At 42.5% G+C, this 21,448-nt stretch carries 19 protein-coding genes; 12 read left to right on the top strand and 7 right to left on the bottom strand.

Translation table 11 applies throughout. The features are described 5' to 3' along the window. The first annotated feature begins 71 nt into the window (after positions 1-71). Genes BT_RS02745 through BT_RS02765 form a run of 5 tightly spaced genes read left to right on the top strand, consistent with a single transcriptional unit; the run spans position 72 to position 5,952 of the window. Complete coding sequence (locus tag BT_RS02745; protein ID WP_048692557.1) at positions 72-1,340, top strand: TolC family protein; 1,269 nt, start codon at positions 72-74, stop codon at positions 1,338-1,340. 16 nt (positions 1,341-1,356) lie between these two features. Further along, the gene (locus BT_RS02750; RefSeq protein WP_011107324.1) at positions 1,357-2,271 is read left to right on the top strand and encodes an HlyD family secretion protein; all 915 of its coding nucleotides are present in this window, start codon (positions 1,357-1,359) and stop codon (positions 2,269-2,271) included. Beyond that, on the top strand, positions 2,250-3,719 hold the full coding sequence (locus tag BT_RS02755; protein WP_011107325.1) for an ATP-binding cassette domain-containing protein: 1,470 nt from the start codon (positions 2,250-2,252) through the stop codon (positions 3,717-3,719). The genes BT_RS02750 and BT_RS02755 overlap by 22 nt, the downstream gene beginning before the upstream one ends. Before the next feature lie 2 nt (positions 3,720-3,721). Further along, a complete protein-coding gene (locus BT_RS02760) occupies positions 3,722-4,825 on the top strand; it encodes an ABC transporter permease (protein WP_011107326.1) in 1,104 nt (367 codons plus the stop codon). A gap of 11 nt (positions 4,826-4,836) precedes the next feature. Further along, on the top strand, positions 4,837-5,952 hold the full coding sequence (locus BT_RS02765) for an ABC transporter permease (protein ID WP_011107327.1): 1,116 nt from the start codon (positions 4,837-4,839) through the stop codon (positions 5,950-5,952). 103 nt (positions 5,953-6,055) lie between these two features. On the opposite strand, the gene BT_RS02770 is transcribed toward BT_RS02765, so the two are convergent. The 4 genes from BT_RS02770 to BT_RS02785 form a co-directional block, all read right to left on the bottom strand. Further along, positions 6,056-6,484, bottom strand: a complete 429-nt coding sequence (locus BT_RS02770; RefSeq protein WP_008763145.1) for an Hsp20/alpha crystallin family protein — start codon at positions 6,482-6,484, stop codon at positions 6,056-6,058. A gap of 267 nt (positions 6,485-6,751) precedes the next feature. Beyond that, on the bottom strand, positions 6,752-7,228 hold the full coding sequence (locus tag BT_RS02775; protein WP_011107329.1) for a hypothetical protein: 477 nt from the start codon (positions 7,226-7,228) through the stop codon (positions 6,752-6,754). Between the two features lie 35 nt (positions 7,229-7,263). Beyond that, positions 7,264-7,908: a SanA/YdcF family protein gene (locus BT_RS02780; RefSeq protein ID WP_008763153.1), complete on the bottom strand. Its 645-nt coding sequence runs from the start codon at positions 7,906-7,908 to the stop codon at positions 7,264-7,266. Further along, positions 7,905-8,573: a DUF4919 domain-containing protein gene (locus BT_RS02785; protein WP_011107330.1), complete on the bottom strand. Its 669-nt coding sequence runs from the start codon at positions 8,571-8,573 to the stop codon at positions 7,905-7,907. The genes BT_RS02780 and BT_RS02785 overlap by 4 nt, the downstream gene beginning before the upstream one ends. Before the next feature lie 314 nt (positions 8,574-8,887). Here BT_RS02785 and BT_RS02790 point away from each other — a divergent pair, with 314 nt between their 5' ends. Continuing rightward, complete coding sequence (locus BT_RS02790; RefSeq protein ID WP_016267339.1) at positions 8,888-9,592, top strand: SGNH/GDSL hydrolase family protein; 705 nt, start codon at positions 8,888-8,890, stop codon at positions 9,590-9,592. Positions 9,593-9,868: 276 nt separating this feature from the next. Here BT_RS02790 and uvrB read toward each other — a convergent pair whose 3' ends face one another. Further along, positions 9,869-11,902, bottom strand: a complete 2,034-nt coding sequence (gene uvrB, locus BT_RS02795; protein WP_008763156.1) for an excinuclease ABC subunit UvrB — start codon at positions 11,900-11,902, stop codon at positions 9,869-9,871. 135 nt (positions 11,903-12,037) lie between these two features. Here uvrB and BT_RS02800 point away from each other — a divergent pair, with 135 nt between their 5' ends. From BT_RS02800 to BT_RS02820, 5 genes are all read left to right on the top strand, one after another. After that, entirely contained in the window at positions 12,038-13,336 is a 1,299-nt protein-coding gene (locus tag BT_RS02800) for a phenylacetate--CoA ligase family protein (RefSeq protein WP_011107332.1), read from the top strand. A gap of 125 nt (positions 13,337-13,461) precedes the next feature. Further along, positions 13,462-13,887: an amino acid-binding protein gene (locus tag BT_RS02805; RefSeq protein ID WP_008763158.1), complete on the top strand. Its 426-nt coding sequence runs from the start codon at positions 13,462-13,464 to the stop codon at positions 13,885-13,887. 234 nt (positions 13,888-14,121) lie between these two features. Next, the gene (locus BT_RS02810; RefSeq protein WP_008763159.1) at positions 14,122-14,925 is read left to right on the top strand and encodes an outer membrane protein assembly factor BamD; all 804 of its coding nucleotides are present in this window, start codon (positions 14,122-14,124) and stop codon (positions 14,923-14,925) included. A gap of 14 nt (positions 14,926-14,939) precedes the next feature. Then, on the top strand, positions 14,940-15,275 hold the full coding sequence (locus BT_RS02815; RefSeq protein ID WP_004299989.1) for a DNA-directed RNA polymerase subunit omega: 336 nt from the start codon (positions 14,940-14,942) through the stop codon (positions 15,273-15,275). A gap of 106 nt (positions 15,276-15,381) precedes the next feature. Further along, a complete protein-coding gene (locus BT_RS02820; RefSeq protein WP_011107333.1) occupies positions 15,382-15,825 on the top strand; it encodes a DUF4293 domain-containing protein in 444 nt (147 codons plus the stop codon). Positions 15,826-15,952: 127 nt separating this feature from the next. On the opposite strand, the gene BT_RS02825 is transcribed toward BT_RS02820, so the two are convergent. Together BT_RS02825 and BT_RS02830 are read right to left on the bottom strand one after the other, a co-directional pair. Further along, on the bottom strand, positions 15,953-16,675 hold the full coding sequence (locus tag BT_RS02825; RefSeq protein WP_008765085.1) for a porin family protein: 723 nt from the start codon (positions 16,673-16,675) through the stop codon (positions 15,953-15,955). 7 nt (positions 16,676-16,682) lie between these two features. Beyond that, positions 16,683-18,449, bottom strand: a complete 1,767-nt coding sequence (locus BT_RS02830; RefSeq protein ID WP_011107334.1) for a muramidase family protein — start codon at positions 18,447-18,449, stop codon at positions 16,683-16,685. Positions 18,450-18,606: 157 nt separating this feature from the next. On the opposite strand from BT_RS02830, the gene uvrA reads away from it, so the two are divergent. After that, the gene (uvrA, locus tag BT_RS02835) at positions 18,607-21,432 is read left to right on the top strand and encodes an excinuclease ABC subunit UvrA (protein WP_032813763.1); all 2,826 of its coding nucleotides are present in this window, start codon (positions 18,607-18,609) and stop codon (positions 21,430-21,432) included. The last annotated feature ends 16 nt before the right edge of the window (positions 21,433-21,448 follow it).

Raw genomic sequence — 21,448 nt, forward strand, 5'->3', positions numbered from 1 at the left:
ACTATCAGAATGTGAAACTATTACTTAAAGGTCTATCTTTGTCTTTTGAAGAATTCATAGAAAAAATGCGTATGAAAAGAATTATTTTTAGTCTTTCGCTTTTACTGTTCATGCCCGGAATGTATGGGCAGACCGGGCATATAACATTAGAAGAATGTCAGCAAAAAACGCAGGATAACTATCCGTTGGTGCGTCAATATGATTTAGTGGAGAAGACGAAAGAATATAATCTGGAAAATGCGGCGAGGGGATACTTGCCTCAGTTTGCTCTTTCGGCAAAGGCGTCTTATCAAAGTGATGTGACGGAGTTACCCATTGCCATTCCCGGTGTGGATATCAAAGGGATGGCCAAAGACCAGTATCAGGTGATGCTGGAGTTACAGCAACAGATATGGGATGGCGGAGGAATCCGGATGCAGAAGAAAAAGGCTACGGCGGAAGCGGAGATTGACAGGGAAAAGTTGAACGTCGATATGTATGCGTTGAATGGCCGTGTGAATGATCTGTATTTTGGAATCCTGATGTTGGATGAGCAGTTGGCTCAGAATGCCTTGCTGCAAGATGAACTGGGACGGAACTTCCGTCAGATTACAGCTTATGTGGAAAATGGAATAGCCAATCAGGCCGATCTGGATGCTGTGAAAGTGGAGCAGTTGAATACCCGTCAGAAAAGGGTGGAACTGACTTCTTCCCGTATGGCCTATTTGAAGATGCTTTCGTTATTGATGGGAGAGGTGCTTTCGCCGGAGACAGTATTGGAGAAGCCTGTTCCTCAAAACGAATTGTCGGCTGTCAGTGAGATTCGCCGACCGGAACTGTCGTGGTTTGACGCACAGGGAGCCGGTTTGCAGGTACAAGAGAAAGCCTTGAATGTGCGCCATCTTCCTCATTTCGGATTGTTTGTGCAGGGAGCTTACGGTAATCCGGGATTAAATATGCTGAAGAATGAATTTTCTCCTTATTATATTGCAGGTGTCCGGCTTTCATGGAATTTCGGAAGTCTGTATACGTTGAAGAATGACCGTCGGGTGATTGAAAACAAACGGCAGCAACTGGACAGCAATCGGGATGTGTTTCTTTTTAATACGAGACTGGAAATGACGCAGCAGGATCAGTCTGTCCGTTCGTTGGAGAAGCAGATGCAGGATGATGATGAAATTATCCGGTTGCGTACGAATATTCGTCGGGCTGCGGAAGCCAAAGTTGCGAATGGTACGTTGACAGTAACAGAAATGCTCAGAGAACTCACGAATGAGAGTCTTGCCCGTCAGGCGAAGGCAATGCATGAGATTCAACGGTTGATGGGTATCTATCAATTGAAATATACTACTAATCATTAATAAAAATCTGTCAGATATGAAACGAATGACAAAAATAGGAATATACGGGATGGCAGTATGGATGCTTTCTGCCTGTGGAAACGGAACGCCCGATTATGATGCAACAGGAACCTTTGAAGCTACGGAAGTGATCGTTTCCGCCGAAGCAGCGGGAAAACTGCTGCAACTGGAAGTGGAAGAAGGAACAAGATTGAAAGCCGGCGAAGAAGTAGGGCTGGTAGATACTGTCCAGCTATATCTGAAAAAGTTGCAACTGGAAGCAAGCATGAAATCGGTGGAAAGCCAGCGTCCCGATCTGGCCAAACAGATAGCCGCTACCAAACAGCAAATTACTACAGCGCAAAGGGAAAAGAAGCGGGTAGAGAACCTGCTTGCTGCCGGAGCTGCCAATCAGAAACAACTGGATGACTGGGATGCACAGGTAACCTTGCTTCAGCAGCAGTTGATTGCTCAGGAATCCTCATTGATGAAGAGTACGAACAGTCTGACGGAACAGGGGAATTCGGTCAGTATACAAGTGGCACAGGTAGAAGACCAGTTGAACAAGTGCCATATTCAGTCGCCTATTGAAGGTACGGTACTGGCAAAATATGCGGAAGGGGGAGAACTGGCATCCGTTGGCAAACCGTTGTTTAAAGTGGGTGAGGTAGACCGGATGTATTTGCGGGCTTATGTTACTTCAGAGCAATTGTCCCAAGTGAAATTGGGGGATAAAGTGACGGTGTATTCCGATTATGGAAATTCGGAACAGAAAGCCTATCCCGGTGTGGTCACTTGGATTTCGGACCGTTCGGAGTTTACCCCCAAAACGATTCTGACTAAAAATGAACGTGCCAATCTGGTATACGCAGTGAAGATTGCCGTGAAAAATGACGGTTCGTTGAAGATTGGTATGTATGGAGGTGTGGTATGGAAAAAGGAGAACCCATAGTCGTTGTAAAGGAAATCAGCAAGAGCTACGGGAAAGTAGAGGCACTGAAAGAGGTTTCTTTTGCGGTAGAGCAGGGAGAAGTTTTCGGGCTGATCGGTCCTGACGGGGCGGGGAAGAGTACCTTATTCCGCATCCTGACCACTTTACTGTTGGCTGATAAAGGTACGGCAACTGTCAACGGACTGGATGTGGTGACGGATTACAAACAGATTCGTACGAAAGTAGGATATATGCCCGGACGGTTCTCGCTTTATCAGGACCTTTCCGTAGAAGAGAATCTGGAATTTTTTGCTACGGTATTTCATACGTTGATACAGGAAAACTATGATTTGATTAAAGATATTTATCAGCAGATCGAGCCTTTTAAAAAAAGAAGGGCAGGCGCTTTGTCGGGAGGTATGAAGCAGAAGCTGGCATTGAGCTGTTCCCTGATTCATAAACCTGATATTTTATTTCTGGATGAACCGACTACGGGTGTAGATCCTGTGTCTCGGAAAGAATTTTGGCAGATGCTCCGTAATTTGAGAAAACAGGGGATTACGATCATTGTTTCCACTCCTATTATGGATGAGGCTCGTCAATGCGACCGGATTGCTTTTATTAATCACGGGCAGGTGCACGGAATCGATACGCCCGAACGGATTCTTCAGAAGTTTGCTTCCATTCTTTGTCCGCCACCCTTGGAACGGGAGGAGGCGCAACAGATGGCAGCTCCTGTTATCGAGGTGGAGCAGCTGACCAAATCCTTCGGACATTTTACGGCAGTCGATCATATCTCTTTTCAAGTGCAGCGGGGAGAAATTTTCGGTTTTCTTGGAGCCAATGGAGCAGGTAAGACGACTGCGATGCGTATGCTTTGCGGATTGAGCCGTCCGACTTCGGGAGTAGGAAAGGTGGCAGGCTATGACATCTTTCGGGAAGCCGAACAAGTCAAAAGGCATATCGGATATATGAGTCAGAAATTCTCTTTGTATGAGGATCTTAAAGTCTGGGAGAATATCCGTCTCTTTGCCGGAATTTATGGGATGAAGGAGATGGAGATTGAAGAAAAGACAGATGAATTGTTAGAACGCCTGGGATTTGCAGACGAACGGGATACGTTGGTGAAAAACCTTCCTTTGGGTTGGAAACAGAAACTGGCCTTTTCTGTCTCTATCTTCCATGAGCCGAAAATAGTCTTCCTTGATGAACCGACCGGAGGAGTTGATCCTGCTACTCGCAGGCAGTTCTGGGAGCTGATTTATCAGGCTGCCGATCGTGGAATCACTGTATTTGTTACCACACACTATATGGATGAAGCGGAATATTGCAACCGGATATCGATTATGGTGGACGGCCAGATCAAGGCACTGGATACGCCGGCCCGGCTGAAAGAACAGTTTGGTGTGGAGACAATGGATGATGTGTTTCAACAACTTGCCCGCCATGCGGTGCGTAAAGCGGATTGATTATGAAACAATTTATTGCTTTCGTAAAGAAAGAATTTTATCATATTTTCCGTGACCGGCGTACTATGCTGATCCTGTTGGGAATGCCGGTCGTGCAGATTATTCTGTTTGGGTTTGCTATCAGTACGGAAGTGAAGAATGTCCGGCTGGCAGTTCTTGATCCTTCGAATGATGTGGTAACAAGGAAAATTATAGACCGGTTGGATGCGAGTGAATATTTCACGGTTACCACCCGTTTTCATTCTCCACAGGAGATGGAAACTGCCTTCCGGAAAAATAAGATAGATATGGCAATTGTATTTGGAGAGCGTTTTGCCGACGGACTTTATACGGGGGATGCCCGTGTGCAGCTGATAGTCGATGCAACCGATCCCAATATGTCTACCTCGCAGAGTAATTATGCAGCCAGCATTGTTTCTTCGGCAGGACAGGAGATGTTGCCTCCCAATGTGTTCGTTTCGCGTTTGACTCCAGATGTCAAATTGCTGTATAATCCGCAGATGAAGAGTGCCTACAACTTTGTGCCCGGAGTCATGGGGCTGATTTTAATGCTGATTTGTGCGATGATGACCTCTATTTCCATTGTTCGTGAAAAGGAGACGGGCACGATGGAAGTATTGCTGGTATCTCCGGTAAGACCATTGTTTATCGTGCTGGCCAAGGCGGTACCTTACTTTGTTTTATCTTTTGTCAATCTGACAACCATTTTGCTGCTTTCAGTCTTTGTACTGGATGTGCCGGTAGTGGGGAGTTTGTTCTGGTTGGTGATGGTGTCTTTGCTCTTTATTTTCGTGTCGCTGGCTTTGGGTTTGCTGATTTCCTCTGTGACAAGTACACAGGTGGCGGCCATGCTGGCATCCGGAATGATATTGATGATGCCCACCATGGTTTTGTCCGGAATGATTTTTCCGGTAGAAAGTATGCCGGTGATTCTCCGGGCCATATCGGATATTATTCCCGCCCGCTGGTATATTCAGGCTGTGCGCAAACTGATGATTGAAGGAGTGCCGGTTGTGCTGGTACTTAAAGAGATTGGTATTTTGTTGCTGATGGCAGTAGTGCTTATTACCATCAGTATCAGGAAATTTAAATATCGATTGGAATAAAGGAATTTATTATGATAAAATTTCTGATAGAAAAAGAGTTTAAACAGTTGCTTCGCAATTCGTTCCTGCCGAGATTGATTCTTATCTTTCCCTGCATGATCATGTTGCTGATGCCATGGGCTGTGAATCTGGAAATAAAGAATATCCAGCTGAATATTGTAGACAACGATCATTCGGTGATTTCTCAGCGGCTGGTGAATAAGATTGCGGCTTCTACCTATTTCCGTCTGACGGAAGTGCCGGCATCTTATGAGGATGGATTACGGAATATTGAACAGGGAACAGCGGATATTATAATGGAGATCCCCAGGCACCTGGAGCGGGACTGGGTGAACAAAGGAGAAGCCCATATACTGATTGCAGCCAATTCGGTAAATGGAACGAAAGGAGGGCTAGGCAGTTCTTATCTGGGCACTATTATCAAGAACTATGCAGCCGAGTTACGTGCAGAATATCCTGATGCCATATCTGCGTCGGGCAGTGCCCCTTCCATTCGTATCGATACGCAGGGATTATTTAACCCGAATCTGAATTATAAACTTTATATGATTCCTGCTTTGATGGGAATGTTGTTGACTTTGATATGCGGATTTTTGCCTGCCCTGAATGTGGTTAGTGAGAAGGAGGTAGGAACGATCGAACAGATTAATGTGACTCCCGTACCGAAATTTACTTTTATTCTGGCTAAACTTTTACCTTACTGGATCACAGGCTTTATCGTATTGACTTTGTGCTTTTTGTTAGCCTGGCTGCTTTATGGAATAACTCCTGTAGGGCATTTCATCGTGATTTATTTTTTGGCGATTTTGTTTGTATTCGTTATGTCCGGTTTCGGGCTCGTTATATCCAATTATTCGGCAACTATGCAGCAGTCTATGTTTGTAATGTTCTTTTTTATGCTGATTCTGATGTTGATGAGCGGATTATTCACTCCGGTGAGCAGTATGCCTGAATGGGCACAGGTGATTACTTATTTCAATCCTTTGAAGTACTTTATGGAAGGAATGCGTATGGTATACCTCAAAGGAAGCAGCTTGTTGGAACTGCTGCCTGAAATAGGAGTCCTGCTTCTTTTTGCACTGGGTTTCAATACCTGGGCGGTGATCAGTTATCGGAAAAATCAATAATTGAGAATTTGATTATATAAAAAACAGCTCTTATCCTTATTGGTTGGAAAAGAGCTGTTTTTATTATTGTTTTCACCCCTTGGGATGAATCGTGGTTACTGTATTATTTTACTTCGATTTGCTTTTCGGCCTTCTTCACTTCTTCTTCAGAAATCTTAGGAAGTTGGACGCTCAAAACTCCGTTTTCTACTGCGGCAGAAATTTTTTCTTTATCTACATTATCCGGCAGAATCATCGTCTGCTGAAACTTAGAATAAGAGAATTCGCGACGTAGATAGCGACCTTCTTTCTTCTCTTCTTTGTTTTCAGTCTTCTTCTCCATAGAGATAACGAGGTTGTTGTCTTCATCAATGCGAACATTGAAGTCCTCTTTTGTCATTCCCGGAGCAGCCAGTTCAACTTTGTATTCTTTTTCTGTTTCAAAAACATTGATTGCAGGTGCAGTTGCATTTGCTTTTACCATCCAATCGTTATCAAAGAAATCGTTAAAAATACTTGGTAACCAACTTTGAGTTCTTCTAACAGGCATCATAATCTTAGTCTCCTATCTTTTAGTTAAACATTCGGTTTATTCACTCTTGAATTTCGGTTCGCTGCTTTCCGCAGAGGGGGGTATCCCGACTCTTGCCGTCTGCTTTTGAACCGTCGTTCACTGCTATTAGTGCAAACCTTATGCCAAAGGAAAACTGAGATTGAAAATGTCTATTTGTCATTTTAATAATGCCAATTTTGCCTGTTTTGTGACAAAATGTAACCGCAGTATATTTATTTTATATAATATAGATATTAATTTGATAATCTATTTTTTTTCAATGAGTTTGAATCTTAACCTTAAAGTTTGCCTTTCTTCATTATAATCATGACTGATGATTTTGAAAGTTCCTACCTCTGAGGTATTGGATACATGTAACCCTATACAGGCACAGGCGTCATAATCTCCTATGCGTATAATGCGAAGAGTCTCACTGGCGTCAGCAGGAAGTTTGCTCAGATCTACGATGCCTTTAGCTTGCTCATGAGTCATAAATTCAACAGTTACGGGCAGATTTTGACTGATAACTTCGTTTACCTTATCTTCTATCGCTTGTATCTCCGCATCTGTAGGACAAGTAGGAAGAATATAGTCGCACTTACTCTTTTTCCTTTCTATATGGGCATTTCTTGAGCGAGGGCAACCGAAAGTTTTTACCATAGTGGCATTTAGTAAATGCTCTGCTGTATGCATAGGAGGATACTCCTGTTTGTTGTGATCATTGAGTTGAGGTTGTTGTTCCATAAATTTTTCAATAACTTTTTGTTTTTGATATTTTCTTATTTGCCGGATGGCAGTTTGTACTTTTCTCCCAGGAAATGCGGTTGCTTATCTATCGCTAAATCGATAAACATCTTGACCCTTGCAAATAATTCTCTGATATTGGTTCTCAATCCTGCATAGACGTCTACATCCCTGGCATTAAAACCGATGGCGGTAATCCCATTCTTTTCGGCAAGATAAATAGCCCGCTCATTGTGAAATCGTTGAGAAATGATGGTCAGACGGGTCTGACCGAATACTTCTTTAGCACGCACAACAGAGTCAAGGGTACGAAAACCGGCATAATCTAAATAGATAGACTTTTCAGGAACACCTTTTTGCATAAGCGCTTTCTTCATTTCTTCCGGTTCGTTGTAATCTTCTTTGCGATTATCTCCACTGATAAGAATATAATTAATTTTGCCTGCCTTGTACAGTTCAACCGCCGCATCAATGCGATAGTCAAAATATAAATTGTTATTTCCGCTTTTCAGCTTAGGAGAGGTGCCGAGAAGCAGACCTACATTGTTTGCAGGAATATCACTGATTTCAGTATAGATGCAGGAGGCTGCATTCTTCTTGATGGTCCAGTCGCAGATAAAGATACTGATAACACAAAGTATGGCAATTATCAGTGTGATATAGAATAGTTTTTTTTTCATTTTCCGAATAATTCACTCATATAATCAAGGGAACGGCTAATGTCGAAATACATTTGATTTCCTTCATAGTACTGGCATTTATCAAACTCTATCAGATCACATTTATTGACTAGCGATTGACCTTTCATGTTTTCCATTTTGAATAACATGTTCAGCAGTTGGTATTCGTCATTTACGCAGATAACCTTAAATGCGGTTTCTTCGCTTGTACCGTCACCTGTAAGCGCAATCATAGTAAGCAAGGCTGCGTATCTTTTTGAATAGTGTTTTATTTCCCGGATATCTTTCTGGAGCAAACCGGCTATTCCGTACATATTATATAGTAATTGGAGAGATACCGGATTCTTTTTTAGTAGTTCTTTGCCGATATTATAAGCATCTTCATACTTTTCTTCTTTAATCAACTTTCGGAAATCCTGAAAATCATCCATACTTCCTTTGTAAGCTGGTGTGAATGAATACCCGTAATATAGCATGGCATGATCTTGCCGGGTGAGTAAAGTATCATTTTCTTCAAAACGTTGCATGAGCTTTTGAAATTCCGTATTGTGATTAGTCACGTACTCTTTGATGGCCGGATAATCCACTTTTAATATTTCTTGTGCGGAACAATAAACCTGAAGGCTAAGTATGCTTATAAAGAAAAGGGTAATGAGCTTTTTCATGACAGTGTTTTTTTAGGGTATTATGATTCACAAAAATACCATTCTTTTTTAGGAAACCAAGCGTATAGGCATAAAAAAAGGAGCAACGCCTTGCTCCAACCTTTGTTAACCTTAAATCTAATACTATGAAAAACACATTGCAAAGATACGGACTTCTGTGAACTTTGCAAATTAACCAAGAAAAATCTTATGTTATATAACATAGATTAAGAATTTTCCCTTTCCGCTTAACGGATATTCGGTATTTGATCGTTCATATAAAGAGTTTTTTTATCTTTGCAACCAATTTGAATTACTAATCTTTATATATGTATATGAAAAAGAAAAGACTGGGTCAATGGATGTTGTTGGCCATCGTTTGTTTGAGTTTCTCAGTAGGAGAGACCTATGCACAGAAACATGAGTTCGCTAATTACAAGCGTTATGCGACAGAGAATGCAGCACTTGCACAACCTGTAAAGAAGGAAAAAAGAGTGGTCTTTATGGGCAATTCCATTACGGAAGGATGGGTGAGGACACATCCTGATTTCTTCAAAACAAATGGATATATCGGTCGTGGTATCAGTGGCCAGACGTCCTATCAGTTTTTACTTCGTTTTAGGGAAGATGTGATCAATCTTTCTCCGGCATTGGTTGTCATTAATGCAGGAACAAATGATGTAGCCGAAAATACAGGTGCTTATAATGAAGATTATACATTCGGAAATATTGCATCTATGGCAGAACTGGCGAAGGCAAATAAAATCAAAGTGATTCTGACTTCAGTATTGCCGGCTGCTGAATTTCCGTGGAGACGGGAGATTAAAGATGCTCCTCAAAAGATTCAGTCATTGAATGCCCGCATAGAAGCTTACGCCAAAGCTAATAAAATTCCGTTTGTGAATTATTATCAGCCAATGGTGGTGGGCGAGAATAAGGCCTTGAATCCTCAATATACGAAAGATGGGGTACATCCTACAGGAGAAGGATATGATATCATGGAAGCACTCATTAAACAGGCTATTGAAAAAGCGCTTTAATTATAGATAGAGTGTAGATAAAAAATGCCCTTTGATAAGATTTCAAGGGGTATTTTTGTAGGATTGGAAGATGCTAAGATGGGGTATGGGCATAAAAAAAGGAGCAACGCCTTGCTCCAACCTTTGTTAACCTTAAATCTAATACTATGAAAAACACAGTGCAAAGATACGGGCTTTTGCGAAATCTGCAAATTATTTCTCTTAAATAGGTGTTTTTATAACACTAATTAGCAAAAGCTCGGGTTTCTTATAGATTTATTGATATTTATAAGCCGTTTATCCCCACTTTTCTTTCATCAAATCTTCCAGTTTCAGCAGCTCATTCCGATATTGGGCAGCTTCGATAAATTCCAGTTTTTTGGCGGCCTCCTGCATTAATTTGCGGGTACGCTCTATGCTCTTTTCCATTTGAGCTTTGCTCATATATTGTACGATTGGGTCGGCTGCGATATTAGGTGAAGAAGGTTCCACATAAGCGTGTTTTTCTTTCAGCAACTCATCGGCTTCGGAACCTGGACTGCCAAATACAGACAAGTTTCTCGCCTTCTTGATTTGTTGTGGGGTGATGCCGTTCGCTTCATTATAAGCGAGCTGTTTCTCGCGTCGACGGTTTGTTTCATCGATCGTAAGCCGCATACTGTCTGTTATTTTATCTGCATACATGATTACTTTTCCGTTTACATTACGGGCAGCACGTCCTGCAGTCTGGGTCAATGAGCGATGCGAACGGAGGAAGCCTTCCTTATCGGCATCGAGAATAGCGACAAGGGATACTTCCGGAAGGTCAAGACCTTCACGAAGCAGATTGACACCGATAAGTACGTCATAAACGCCTTGTCTCAAGTCATCCATGATCTTCACACGCTCTAATGTATCCACATCGCTATGGATATAGTTACATCTCACATTATTGTTGAGAAGGTATTCTGTCAGCTCTTCCGCCATACGTTTCGTAAGTGTCGTTACAAGTACCCGTTCTTCTTTTTCGATACGCAGCTGAATTTCTTCCATCAGGTCGTCAATTTGATTGAGACTCGGGCGTACTTCAATAACAGGATCAAGCAGACCGGTAGGGCGGATCACTTGTTCTACAACGATCCCTTCCGATTGTATCAGCTCATATTCTGCCGGGGTAGCACTGACATAAATCACTTGTTTTGTCATCTCCTCAAATTCTTCAAATTTCAGAGGGCGGTTGTCCATTGCGGCAGGCAGTCGGAACCCATATTCTACCAGATTGATTTTACGGGCACGGTCGCCTCCATACATGGCGCGAACCTGCGGCACGCTTACATGACTTTCGTCAATAACCAGCAAAAAGTCATCCGGGAAGAAATCGAGAAGGCAATAAGGACGGGTGCCGGCAGCGCGACCGTCGAAATAACGGGAATAATTCTCAATGCCGGAACAGTGCCCTAATTCCCGGATCATTTCCATGTCATACGTAACTCGCTCGTACAATCGTTTCGCTTCATATTCTTTGCCGATAGATTCGAAGAACGCTACTTGTTTGGTTAAGTCATCCTCTATTTCGTGGATGGCACGAAGAGTAGCTTCCTTGGTGGTCATAAATAAATTGGCGGGATAGATCTTATAGGCTTCGAAAGGAGCGGTAGTCACACCGGTAATCGGGTCCACTTCTTCTATCCCATCAATCTCGTCTCCCCAGAAAGTGACACGAAGCAGAGTGTCCGAGTACGCAAGGAAAATGTCGACCGTGTCTCCTTTAACGCGGAAGTTGCCACGATTCAAATCGATATCATTACGGACATACAGGCTGTCCACAAGACGACGCAGAAAAACATTACGGTCAAGCATCCGCCCCCGTTCAATTTCGATTACATTTTTATAGAAATCCGACGGGTTTCCCATACCGTAAATACAGGAGACTGAGGAAACGACTACCACATCTTTCCGGCCTGAAAGCAGGGAGGAGGTAGCGGCGAGACGTAACTTGTCAATCTCGTCATTGATGGCGAGATCCTTTTCTATATAGGTATCTGAATTTGGCAGATAGGCTTCCGGCTGATAGTAGTCGTAATATGAAACGTAATATTCTACGGCGTTATTGGGGAAAAATCCCTTGAACTCGCTGTATAGCTGCGCAGCCAATGTCTTGTTGTGGCTCAAGATCAACGTAGGCTTGTTGATGTTGGCGATCACATTGGCGATGGTGAACGTTTTTCCCGATCCGGTAACCCCCAATAAAGTCTGTGCGGGAACTCCTTGAAGTACCCCCTCAGTAAGCTGGGCGATCGCTTCTGGTTGATCCCCGGTAGGTTTGTAAGCTGATGTTAGTTCAAAATTCATAGTTAAATCCTAAAAAGTGGAGCAATATTCGGCAAAATAATTGAGATAACAAATCATTTTTCCAAATAAATCCTTTACTTTGCAACATATTAATATCATGAAACAGATTCATACAACTAATAATACCAAGAGAACATGATTTGGAATGAGACCATTGAGTGTATGGACCGCGAAAGTCTTCGCAAGATTCAAAGCATACGACTCAAGAAAATTGTGGATTACGTTTATCACAACACGCCTTTTTACCGGAAGAAAATGCAGGAAATGGGTATCACCCCCGATGATATCAATACGATTGATGATATCGTGAAACTGCCGTTTACCACGAAACATGATTTAAGAGATAATTATCCTTTCGGACTTTGTGCCGTGCCGATGAGCCAGATCGTGCGTATTCATGCCTCTTCCGGAACGACCGGAAAGCCGACGGTAGTGGGATATACCCGCAAAGACCTTTCTTCGTGGGCAGAATGTATATCGCGTGCTTTTACTGCTTATGGAGCAGGACGCTCAGATATATTTCAGGTTTCCTATGGTTACGGACTTTTTACGGGTGGCCTGGGAGCACACGCCGGAGCTGAGAATATTGGTGCTTCTGTGATTCCGATGTCCAGTGGTAATACAGAAAAGCAGATTACATTGATGCATGATTTTGGATCAACGGTTCTTTGCTGTACTCCTTCGTATGCACTTTATCTGGCGGATGCCATTAAAGATTCCGGCTATCCGCGGGAGGAATTCCAACTGAAAGTGGGAGCCTTGGGTGCGGAGCCCTGGACGGAGAATATGCGTCATGAAATCGAAGAAAAACTCGGTATTAAAGCATATGATATCTACGGACTGAGTGAAATTGCCGGACCGGGTGTAGGTTACGAATGTGAATGTCAGCATGGTACGCACTTGAATGAGGATCATTATTTCCCGGAAATTATTGATCCGAATACATTGCAGCCGGTAGAACCCGGACAGACGGGCGAGCTGGTATTTACGCACCTGACGAAGGAAGGAATGCCATTGCTTCGTTATCGTACGCGTGACTTGACGGCCTTGCATTATGATAAATGCTCCTGCGGGCGTACATTGGTTCGTATGGACCGTATCCTGGGACGTAGTGACGATATGCTGATTATCCGTGGTGTCAATGTATTCCCGACTCAGATCGAGTCCGTCATTCTTGAGATGGAAGAATTCGAACCACATTATTTGTTGATAGTGGGGCGTGAAAACAATACCGATACGATGGAACTTCAGGTAGAAGTGCGCCCGGATTTCTATTCGGATGAGATTAACCGTATGCTAGCGTTGAAGAAGAAACTGGCAAGCCGTCTCCAAAGCGTACTTGGACTGGGAGTCAATGTGAAACTGGTAGAACCGCGTAGCATTGAACGCAGCGTGGGCAAAGCTAAACGAGTGATTGATAACAGAAAAATTTAAAATAGGTAATAGGTAATAAGTATTAGGTATTATCGTAGCTGCAACATGGAATCCGTGTGGCTATTACCTATTACCTAATATTTAATACTTATTACTTAATACCTAATACTTAAAACTTTACGATAATGGTAGCAAAACAACTTTCTATCTTTTTGGAAAACAAGTCCGGCCGTTTGACGGAAGTGACTGAAGTGCTGGCAAAAGAGAACATCAATCTTTCTGCCTTGTGCATCGCTGAAAATGCTGATTTTGGCATTTTGCGTGGAATTGTATCCGATCCGGATAAAGCATATAAAGCATTGAAAGATAATCATTTTGCCGTGAATATAACAGATGTGGTCGGCATTAGCTGTCCGAATGTGCCGGGAGCTCTGGCAAAAGTGCTGGGATTCTTGTCGGCAGAAGGGGTCTTTATTGAGTATATGTATTCGTTTGCCAATAATAACGTGGCAAACGTTGTGATTCGTCCTAGTAATATGGATAAATGTATTGAAGTACTGAAAGAAAAGAAAGTCGACCTGTTGGCGGCAAGTGATTTGTACAAGCTGTAACCGGACGGCGGACCATAAGCGAACGGTGAACGAAGAACGATAGCGCTGGTATACCAATGACATATAGCGCGCTTGTTGATCGTTCACCGTTTATTATTGACTGTTTATAGCTTCCTGTTCGACGTCGTTTTTTCTCTTTTCGTCGATGTTTAACGCCTTTTATGTATTAAAAAACATAGATTAATTGGTTAATTCCCCGCGAATAAGTAACTTTGCGCAATATTTTTTAAAAGGATGAAGAAAAATATCATTATAACTTTGCTCGCAGCAGCCTCTCTGACATCGTGTGGAGAGTACAATAAGTTGCTGAAAAGTACCGATTACGAATACAAGTACGAGGCCGCCAAAAACTATTTTGCTAAAGGGCAGTATAACCGCTCAGCTACCTTGCTGAACGAATTGATTACAATCCTTAAGGGAACCGATAAAGCGGAGGAGTCTCTGTATATGTTGGGTATGAGTTACTATAATCAGAAAGATTATCAGACAGCTGCCCAGACGTTTATCACCTATTTCAACACTTATCCCCGTGGTACTTTCACTGAACTGGCACGTTTCCATGCAGGTAAATCCCTGTTCCTGGATACTCCGGAACCACGTTTGGATCAATCAAGCACTTATCAGGCTATCCAGCAACTGCAGATGTTTATGGAATATTTCCCGAACAGTACCAAGAAGCAGGAAGCACAAGATATGATTTTTGCTTTGCAGGATAAACTGGTGTTGAAAGAACTCTATTCTGCAAAGTTGTATTATAATCTGGGTAACTATCTGGGTAATAACTATGAATCCTGTGTAATTACAGCTCAGAATGCTCTGAAAGATTATCCTTATACAGATTATCGCGAAGAACTTTCCATATTGATTCTGCGTGCCAGACATGAAATGGCTATTTATAGTGTAGAAGACAAGAAGATGGATCGTTACCGTGAAACGATAGATGAATATTATGCTTTCAAGAACGAGTTTCCGGAAAGTAAATACCTGAAAGAGGCTGAAAAAATATTCAATGAATCACAGAAAGTAATTAAAGACTAAATTTAAATAGATTTATGGACTACAAAAAAACGAACGCTCCCGCTACGACGGTAACCCGTGACATGATGGAACTCTGTGCTGACACAGGGAATGTTTATGAAACTGTTGCCATTATTGGTAAGCGTGCTAACCAGATTAGTGTGGAAATTAAAAACGATCTTTCTAAGAAATTAGCAGAGTTTGCTTCTTACAACGATAATTTGGAAGAAGTATTCGAGAATAGAGAGCAGATCGAAATTTCTCGTTATTATGAGAAATTGCCGAAACCTGACTTGATTGCTACACAGGAATACATCGAAGGGAAAATTTATTATAGAAATCCGGCTAAGGAGAAAGAAAAACTTCAGTAATTTATTTTCTAACGAAAGAATTGATAGTCAAGTAGTAAGCGGGAAGCATTTTCCTATTCCTTATTGCTTGGCTATTATTGTTTAACTTAACTACTATAGAATACTTATGATTCAACGAATTCAAAGTTTTTACTTATTGATTGTAACAGGGTTGCTGATTACAGCAATGTGTTTACCGATGGGATATTTTATTGACACTACAGGAGAACATCCTTTTAAAGCACTGGGGATAGACGTGAATGGAATTTTCCAGTCTACTTGGGGGATATTTGGTATTCTGATGCTGAGCGCTCTGGTAGCTTTTGCGACTATTTTTCTGTATAAGAACCGAATGTTGCAGATTCGTATGTCAATCTTCAATAGCTTGTTGCTGGTGGGCTATTATATTGCCTTCATTGCTTTTTATTTTGCATTGAAGAGCGATGCCAATCTGTTCCGTATTGGTTGGGCGCTTTGCTTACCATTGGTGTCTATCGTTCTGAATGTGCTGGCTATTCGTGCTATCGGACGTGACGAGGTGATGGTAAAGGCTGCAGACAGACTTCGATAAGAATGCGGGAAGCTCTCGCATTGGGAGTTCCTGATAGAATAAAACAGGCGCGAATTTCGCAGACTCACGGAAATATAAACCGTAGGTTCGAGCGAGATTCGCGCCTGATCTTTTTGGGTACTGCTTCTTATTTCTTTAAATCGAATAGATAAGTAAGCTTCACTGTAATTGTGCCATGAGCCGCACGGGAGAAATAGTCTTTCTTCGTTGTGCTGTAAAAGTCTGACAGAGCAAAATAATAGCGTCCTTCGAGCAGAAAACTACCGGCTTTCTTTGTTCTGAATTCTATTCCGCCGCCTCCGGCTATACCATAATCGAATTTGTTTTGGATTTTATCCCCGTAAACAGCTTTTTGAGTGTCTGTCAGGGCATTCATGTCTATATTCTCCATGCTTTCAGATTCACCGATCAGAAGGCCGATCTGAGGACCTGCATTGATAAAGAACTGTAGTCCTTTTTCATTGCCGAAAGCCAAGTGGGCGAGGAAGGGAATATCGAGATAGGTCATCTTTCGGGTGTATTTGCGGGTAGGATCTTCTACGGGTTCTCCATTCTCCCCCGGTACTTCAAATAATTCATCCCAGCCACGTTGGGAGATATTTAACTCTACTTGCGCACCACAGATCATGGCAAAATACTTTTCGGAAATGTAGCGTGCCGTCAAACCTCCGGTAATACCCATCAATGAGTTCTGTTTGATTTTAGGAGTGAATGAAGCGCTGTTTAAGTTGACTCCTCCATTAAATCCGACAGAAAAGTTCTGGCGTGGTTCGCCGATCTGTGCGGTGGCAGGAAGTGCAAGTCCCATCATCAGGGAAGCGGCAATCAGAAGTGATTTTATCTTTGTCATTTTCGTCTTATTCGAAGTCAAGTTTTACTAATTCAAAATTCTTCGTGAAATGGATAAAGAATACTTTCTTATTAATGAATCCTCCCCAGTTGTTGACACGTTCGAATTTGAAGCCTGTCTGTATCGGAGTCAGGTTCATTTTCGGTAAATTGTTTTCCAGTTCCGAGCCATAGCGTGACAAGCCTTTCAGGAAGAAGAAGCCTGTGTCGAAACCAAGCATTCCGTAGCTTGGGAATTTACTCACCAAGTCCTTGCTATACCATTTGTGATAATTGTTGGTGAACTGTATGGCAGCCGGAAACAATGTATTTGTGTAGAACGATGAATAGAAATAGGTATCCAGTTCAAAGAAACTTTCCAGGTGATCCCGGGTATATGTCTGCCATTCGGGATAACCGAACAGATGAATATTCTGCTCCGGAGTATCTCTGACCAGTAGAATCAGTTGAGGAAGAATCTTGATTAACATGACATTTTTGCCGGAAGTCGGAATGAAAATATTGTCTTTGTCAAAGCGGAGAGCTTCCTTCAGCATATCCTTGGTTGCGTTTTCATTGACGGTTTTCATTGACATTCCCTTGCTCTTCAGCTCTTGTTTCATGCCGCTGATAAACTCGGCTTTTTCTTTATCTTCGCTGGTTGGTTCAATAAAGATGACATGGGCATTGGGGAATTGACGGGTAAAGTGTTCGTATACTTCCGAATATAAATAGGATTGCGGGGTATTAATCTGGTAGATGGCAGGATTATTAAATACTTCTTCCCCTTTCGAAGAGAAAGGAATCACCAGTCGTATATCATTCTTTTCTGCAAAAGTAGATAAAGGTTTGATCTGTTGCTGGTGCATCGGACCGAAAATGACATTCATGTTCTTCATCTCATTTTTCGCCAGAATAGTATTTAATGTAGAAACATCTTTTCCACAGTCATATACATATAGATCAATAGAAGTACCCGTACGTTTCAGGCTGTCTACCGCCATCAGGAAACCTTCGTAGTATTCCACCATACGTTTGTCTTCCTGGAAAGGCAATAGCAGGGCCGCTTTGATAGTAGAGATTGCTTGAGGGGCTTCTTTACTCTTGCGGAAAAGCTCATTGTTACTGGGTGGGATAGCGTACGGATCCTCTTTGGGAGCCGTCGGTTGCATGGTGGTTGCACTGGGATAGGGGATACAGAGGTATTGTCCCTTTTTCATTCCCTTTTTCAGTTCGGGATTGGCTGCAATCAATTCCTGTTCGCTGATTCCATATTCGCGGCTTACACTGAATACGGTTTCTTTGCGTTTTACCTTATGCATATCTTTGCATCTGGATTGTACAGGCCCCTGTATAGCGGGTTTTTCAGCCGGTGCTTGTGCAGTTTCCGTTTCCTGCTCTTGTTCCAACGGAATGAGAATAACCTGACCGATACGGAAGTTTTCGGCGCTTAATCCCGGATTGGCTTCACAAATGGCTTTTGCAGATATATTATAAATGGTAGTCAGTTTGTATAAAGTTTCTCCGGCTTGAATTGTATGGAATGTTTCCCCTTTTTGGCTTTCTTTTCCTTTAGGGATTTTTATAGCTTGTCCGGCATAAATTTTTTCATCACATCCGGGATTCAGACGTATGATGTCGTTTGTTGTGACATTATACATCTTGGCAATGGAGTATAAACTCTGTCCTTTTTCGATGGTATGCAAGAAATAAGATTGGTTCTCTTGTGCATAACTAATAGCGTATGAGGCGCTTATAAAAAGCAAAAATAAGAATATTCGGCTTATCGGTTTCATCAATTTATAACTATTGGTTCTTGAAATCAAGGAACAAAGGTACGAATAATGCCCTATATCTTCATAAGATTTGAGTTAAGAAAATAATATTGTGCTTTTTTAGGAGCATATTTCAGTCGGAAACATTAATTTTGTACCGTTTATGAAGGATATGAATATGCAAGAAACAGAATATATTAATGTGTATGGTGCCCGTGTGCACAATTTGAAAGATATTGATGCTGAAATTCCCCGTAACAGTTTGACAGTGATTACCGGATTGAGTGGTAGTGGTAAATCTTCCTTGGCTTTCGATACGATATTTGCCGAGGGACAGCGCCGCTATATCGAGACTTTTTCGGCCTATGCCCGCAACTTTTTGGGGAATCTGGAACGTCCGGATGTCGATAAAATAACAGGGCTGAGTCCGGTTATCTCTATCGAACAGAAAACTACGAATAAAAATCCCCGTTCTACCGTGGGAACAACAACGGAAATATACGATTATCTTCGTCTGCTCTATGCCCGTGCAGGTATTGCTTATTCGTACCTGTCAGGAGAGGAGATGGTGAAATATACGGAAGAACAGATTCTGGATTTAATCCTGAAAGATTATAAAGGAAAGAAAATATACTTGCTCGCACCCTTGGTTCGTTCGCGTAAGGGACATTACAAAGAACTCTTCGAACAGGTGCGAAAGAAAGGATATCTCTATGTACGGATAGACGGCGAACTGCGTGAAGTGACGCACGGCATGAAACTCGACCGTTACAAGAATCATGATATTGAGGTAGTCATTGATAAACTGATAGTAGCCGAGAAAGATGATAAACGCCTGAAACAGAGCGTGGCAACTGCTATGCGCCAAGGTGATGGTTTATTGATGATTCTTGATGCGCAGACAGAAAGTGTCCGTCATTACAGTAAACGCCTGATGTGTCCGGTTACCGGACTGTCTTATCGGGAACCGGCTCCTCATAACTTCTCGTTCAACTCTCCGCAGGGAGCGTGCCCGAAATGTAAAGGATTAGGCGTGGTCAATCAGATTGATGTCGATAAAGTGATTCCCGACCGTGAACTTTCCATCTATGAAGGAGCGATAGCACCTTTGGGAAAATACAAGAATGCCATGATTTTCTGGCAGATCGGTGCTTTGCTGGAGAAGTATGAAGCTACTTTAAAAACTCCGGTGAAGGAATTGTCGGATGATGCGGTTGAAGAAATATTATATGGTTCGGATGACCGGATCAAGATCAAGAGTTCGCTGATAGGAACTTCTTCTGATTACTTTGTAACCTATGAAGGAGTCGTAAAATATATCCAGATGCTTCAGGAAAAGGATGCTTCTGCTACCGCGCAGAAGTGGGCGGAGCAGTTTGCCCGTACCACTGTTTGTCCGGAATGTAAAGGTGCCCGGTTGAATAAAGAAGCATTGCACTTCCGTATTCATGACAAGAACATCAATGACTTGGCCAATATGGACATCAATGAGCTATATGACTGGTTGATGAACGTAGATCAATTTCTGTCCGATAAACAAAAGAAAATCGCAGCCGAGATTCTGAAAGAAATTCGTACGCGTTTGAAATTCTTGTTGGATGTAGGATTGGATTATTTGGCATTGAACCGTAGCTCGGTCAGCCTGTCCGGTGGTGAAAGTCAGCGTATTCGTCTGGCTACACAGATCGGCTCGCAATTGGTGAATGTGCTTTATATTCTGGATGAACCGAGTATCGGGTTGCACCAGCGTGACAATCTGCGTTTGATCCGCTCGTTGAAAGAGCTTCGTGATATGGGAAACTCGGTTATCGTTGTTGAACACGATAAAGATATGATGCTGGCTGCCGATTATGTGATTGATATGGGGCCTAAAGCCGGTCGTCTGGGTGGGGAGGTAGTCTTCTCGGGAACCCCGTCAGAAATGCTTCAAACCGAAACGATGACTTCGCAGTATCTGAACGGAGAGATGAAAATAGAAGTACCCGCCAAGCGAAGAAAAGGAAATGGAAAATCTATCTGGCTGAAAGGAGCGAAGGGAAATAATCTGAAAAATGTAGATGTTGAATTTCCATTAGGGAAGTTGATTTGTGTGACCGGAGTATCCGGAAGTGGTAAATCGACGTTGATTAATGAGACTTTGCAGCCGATTCTTTCACAGAAATTCTATCGTTCTTTGCAAGATCCTCTGGAATACGATTCTATTGAAGGACTGGAAAACATAGATAAGGTAGTGGACGTGGATCAATCTCCGATTGGTCGTACCCCCCGTTCCAATCCGGCCACTTATACAGGTGTATTTTCCGATATCCGTAACTTGTTCGTAAGCCTTCCGGAAGCTAAGATTCGCGGTTACAAGCCCGGACGCTTCTCTTTTAATGTATCGGGCGGTCGTTGTGAAGCCTGTACCGGAAATGGATACAAGACAATTGAAATGAACTTCTTGCCGGATGTGTATGTGCCTTGTGAGGTTTGCCACGGCAAGCGGTATAATCGCGAAACGCTTGAAGTACGTTTCAAGGGAAAGTCTATTGCTGATGTGCTTGATATGACTATAAACCGTGCTGTCGAATTCTTTGAGAATGTGCCGCAGATTCTGAATAAGATAAAAGTCTTGCAGGATGTCGGTTTGGGCTATATTAAATTAGGGCAGTCATCTACTACCCTTTCCGGTGGAGAGAGCCAGCGTGTGAAACTAGCAACAGAATTGTCCAAGCGAGATACCGGTAAAACACTTTACATTCTCGATGAACCGACTACCGGACTTCACTTTGAGGATATCCGTGTATTGATGGGGGTACTTAATAAGCTGGTGGACAAAGGTAATACCGTCATTGTAATCGAACATAACCTGGACGTTATCAAGATGGCGGATTATATCATAGACATGGGACCTGAAGGTGGTAAGGGCGGGGGAGTACTCCTTAGCTACGGAACACCGGAAGAGGTTGCGAAGAGCCAGAAAGGTTATACTCCTAAGTTTCTTCGCGAGGAATTAGGACTTTAATATTGAAGTATAAGTG

Source organism: Bacteroides thetaiotaomicron VPI-5482 (assembly GCF_000011065.1).
GTDB classification, from domain to species: Bacteria; Bacteroidota; Bacteroidia; order Bacteroidales; family Bacteroidaceae; genus Bacteroides; species Bacteroides thetaiotaomicron.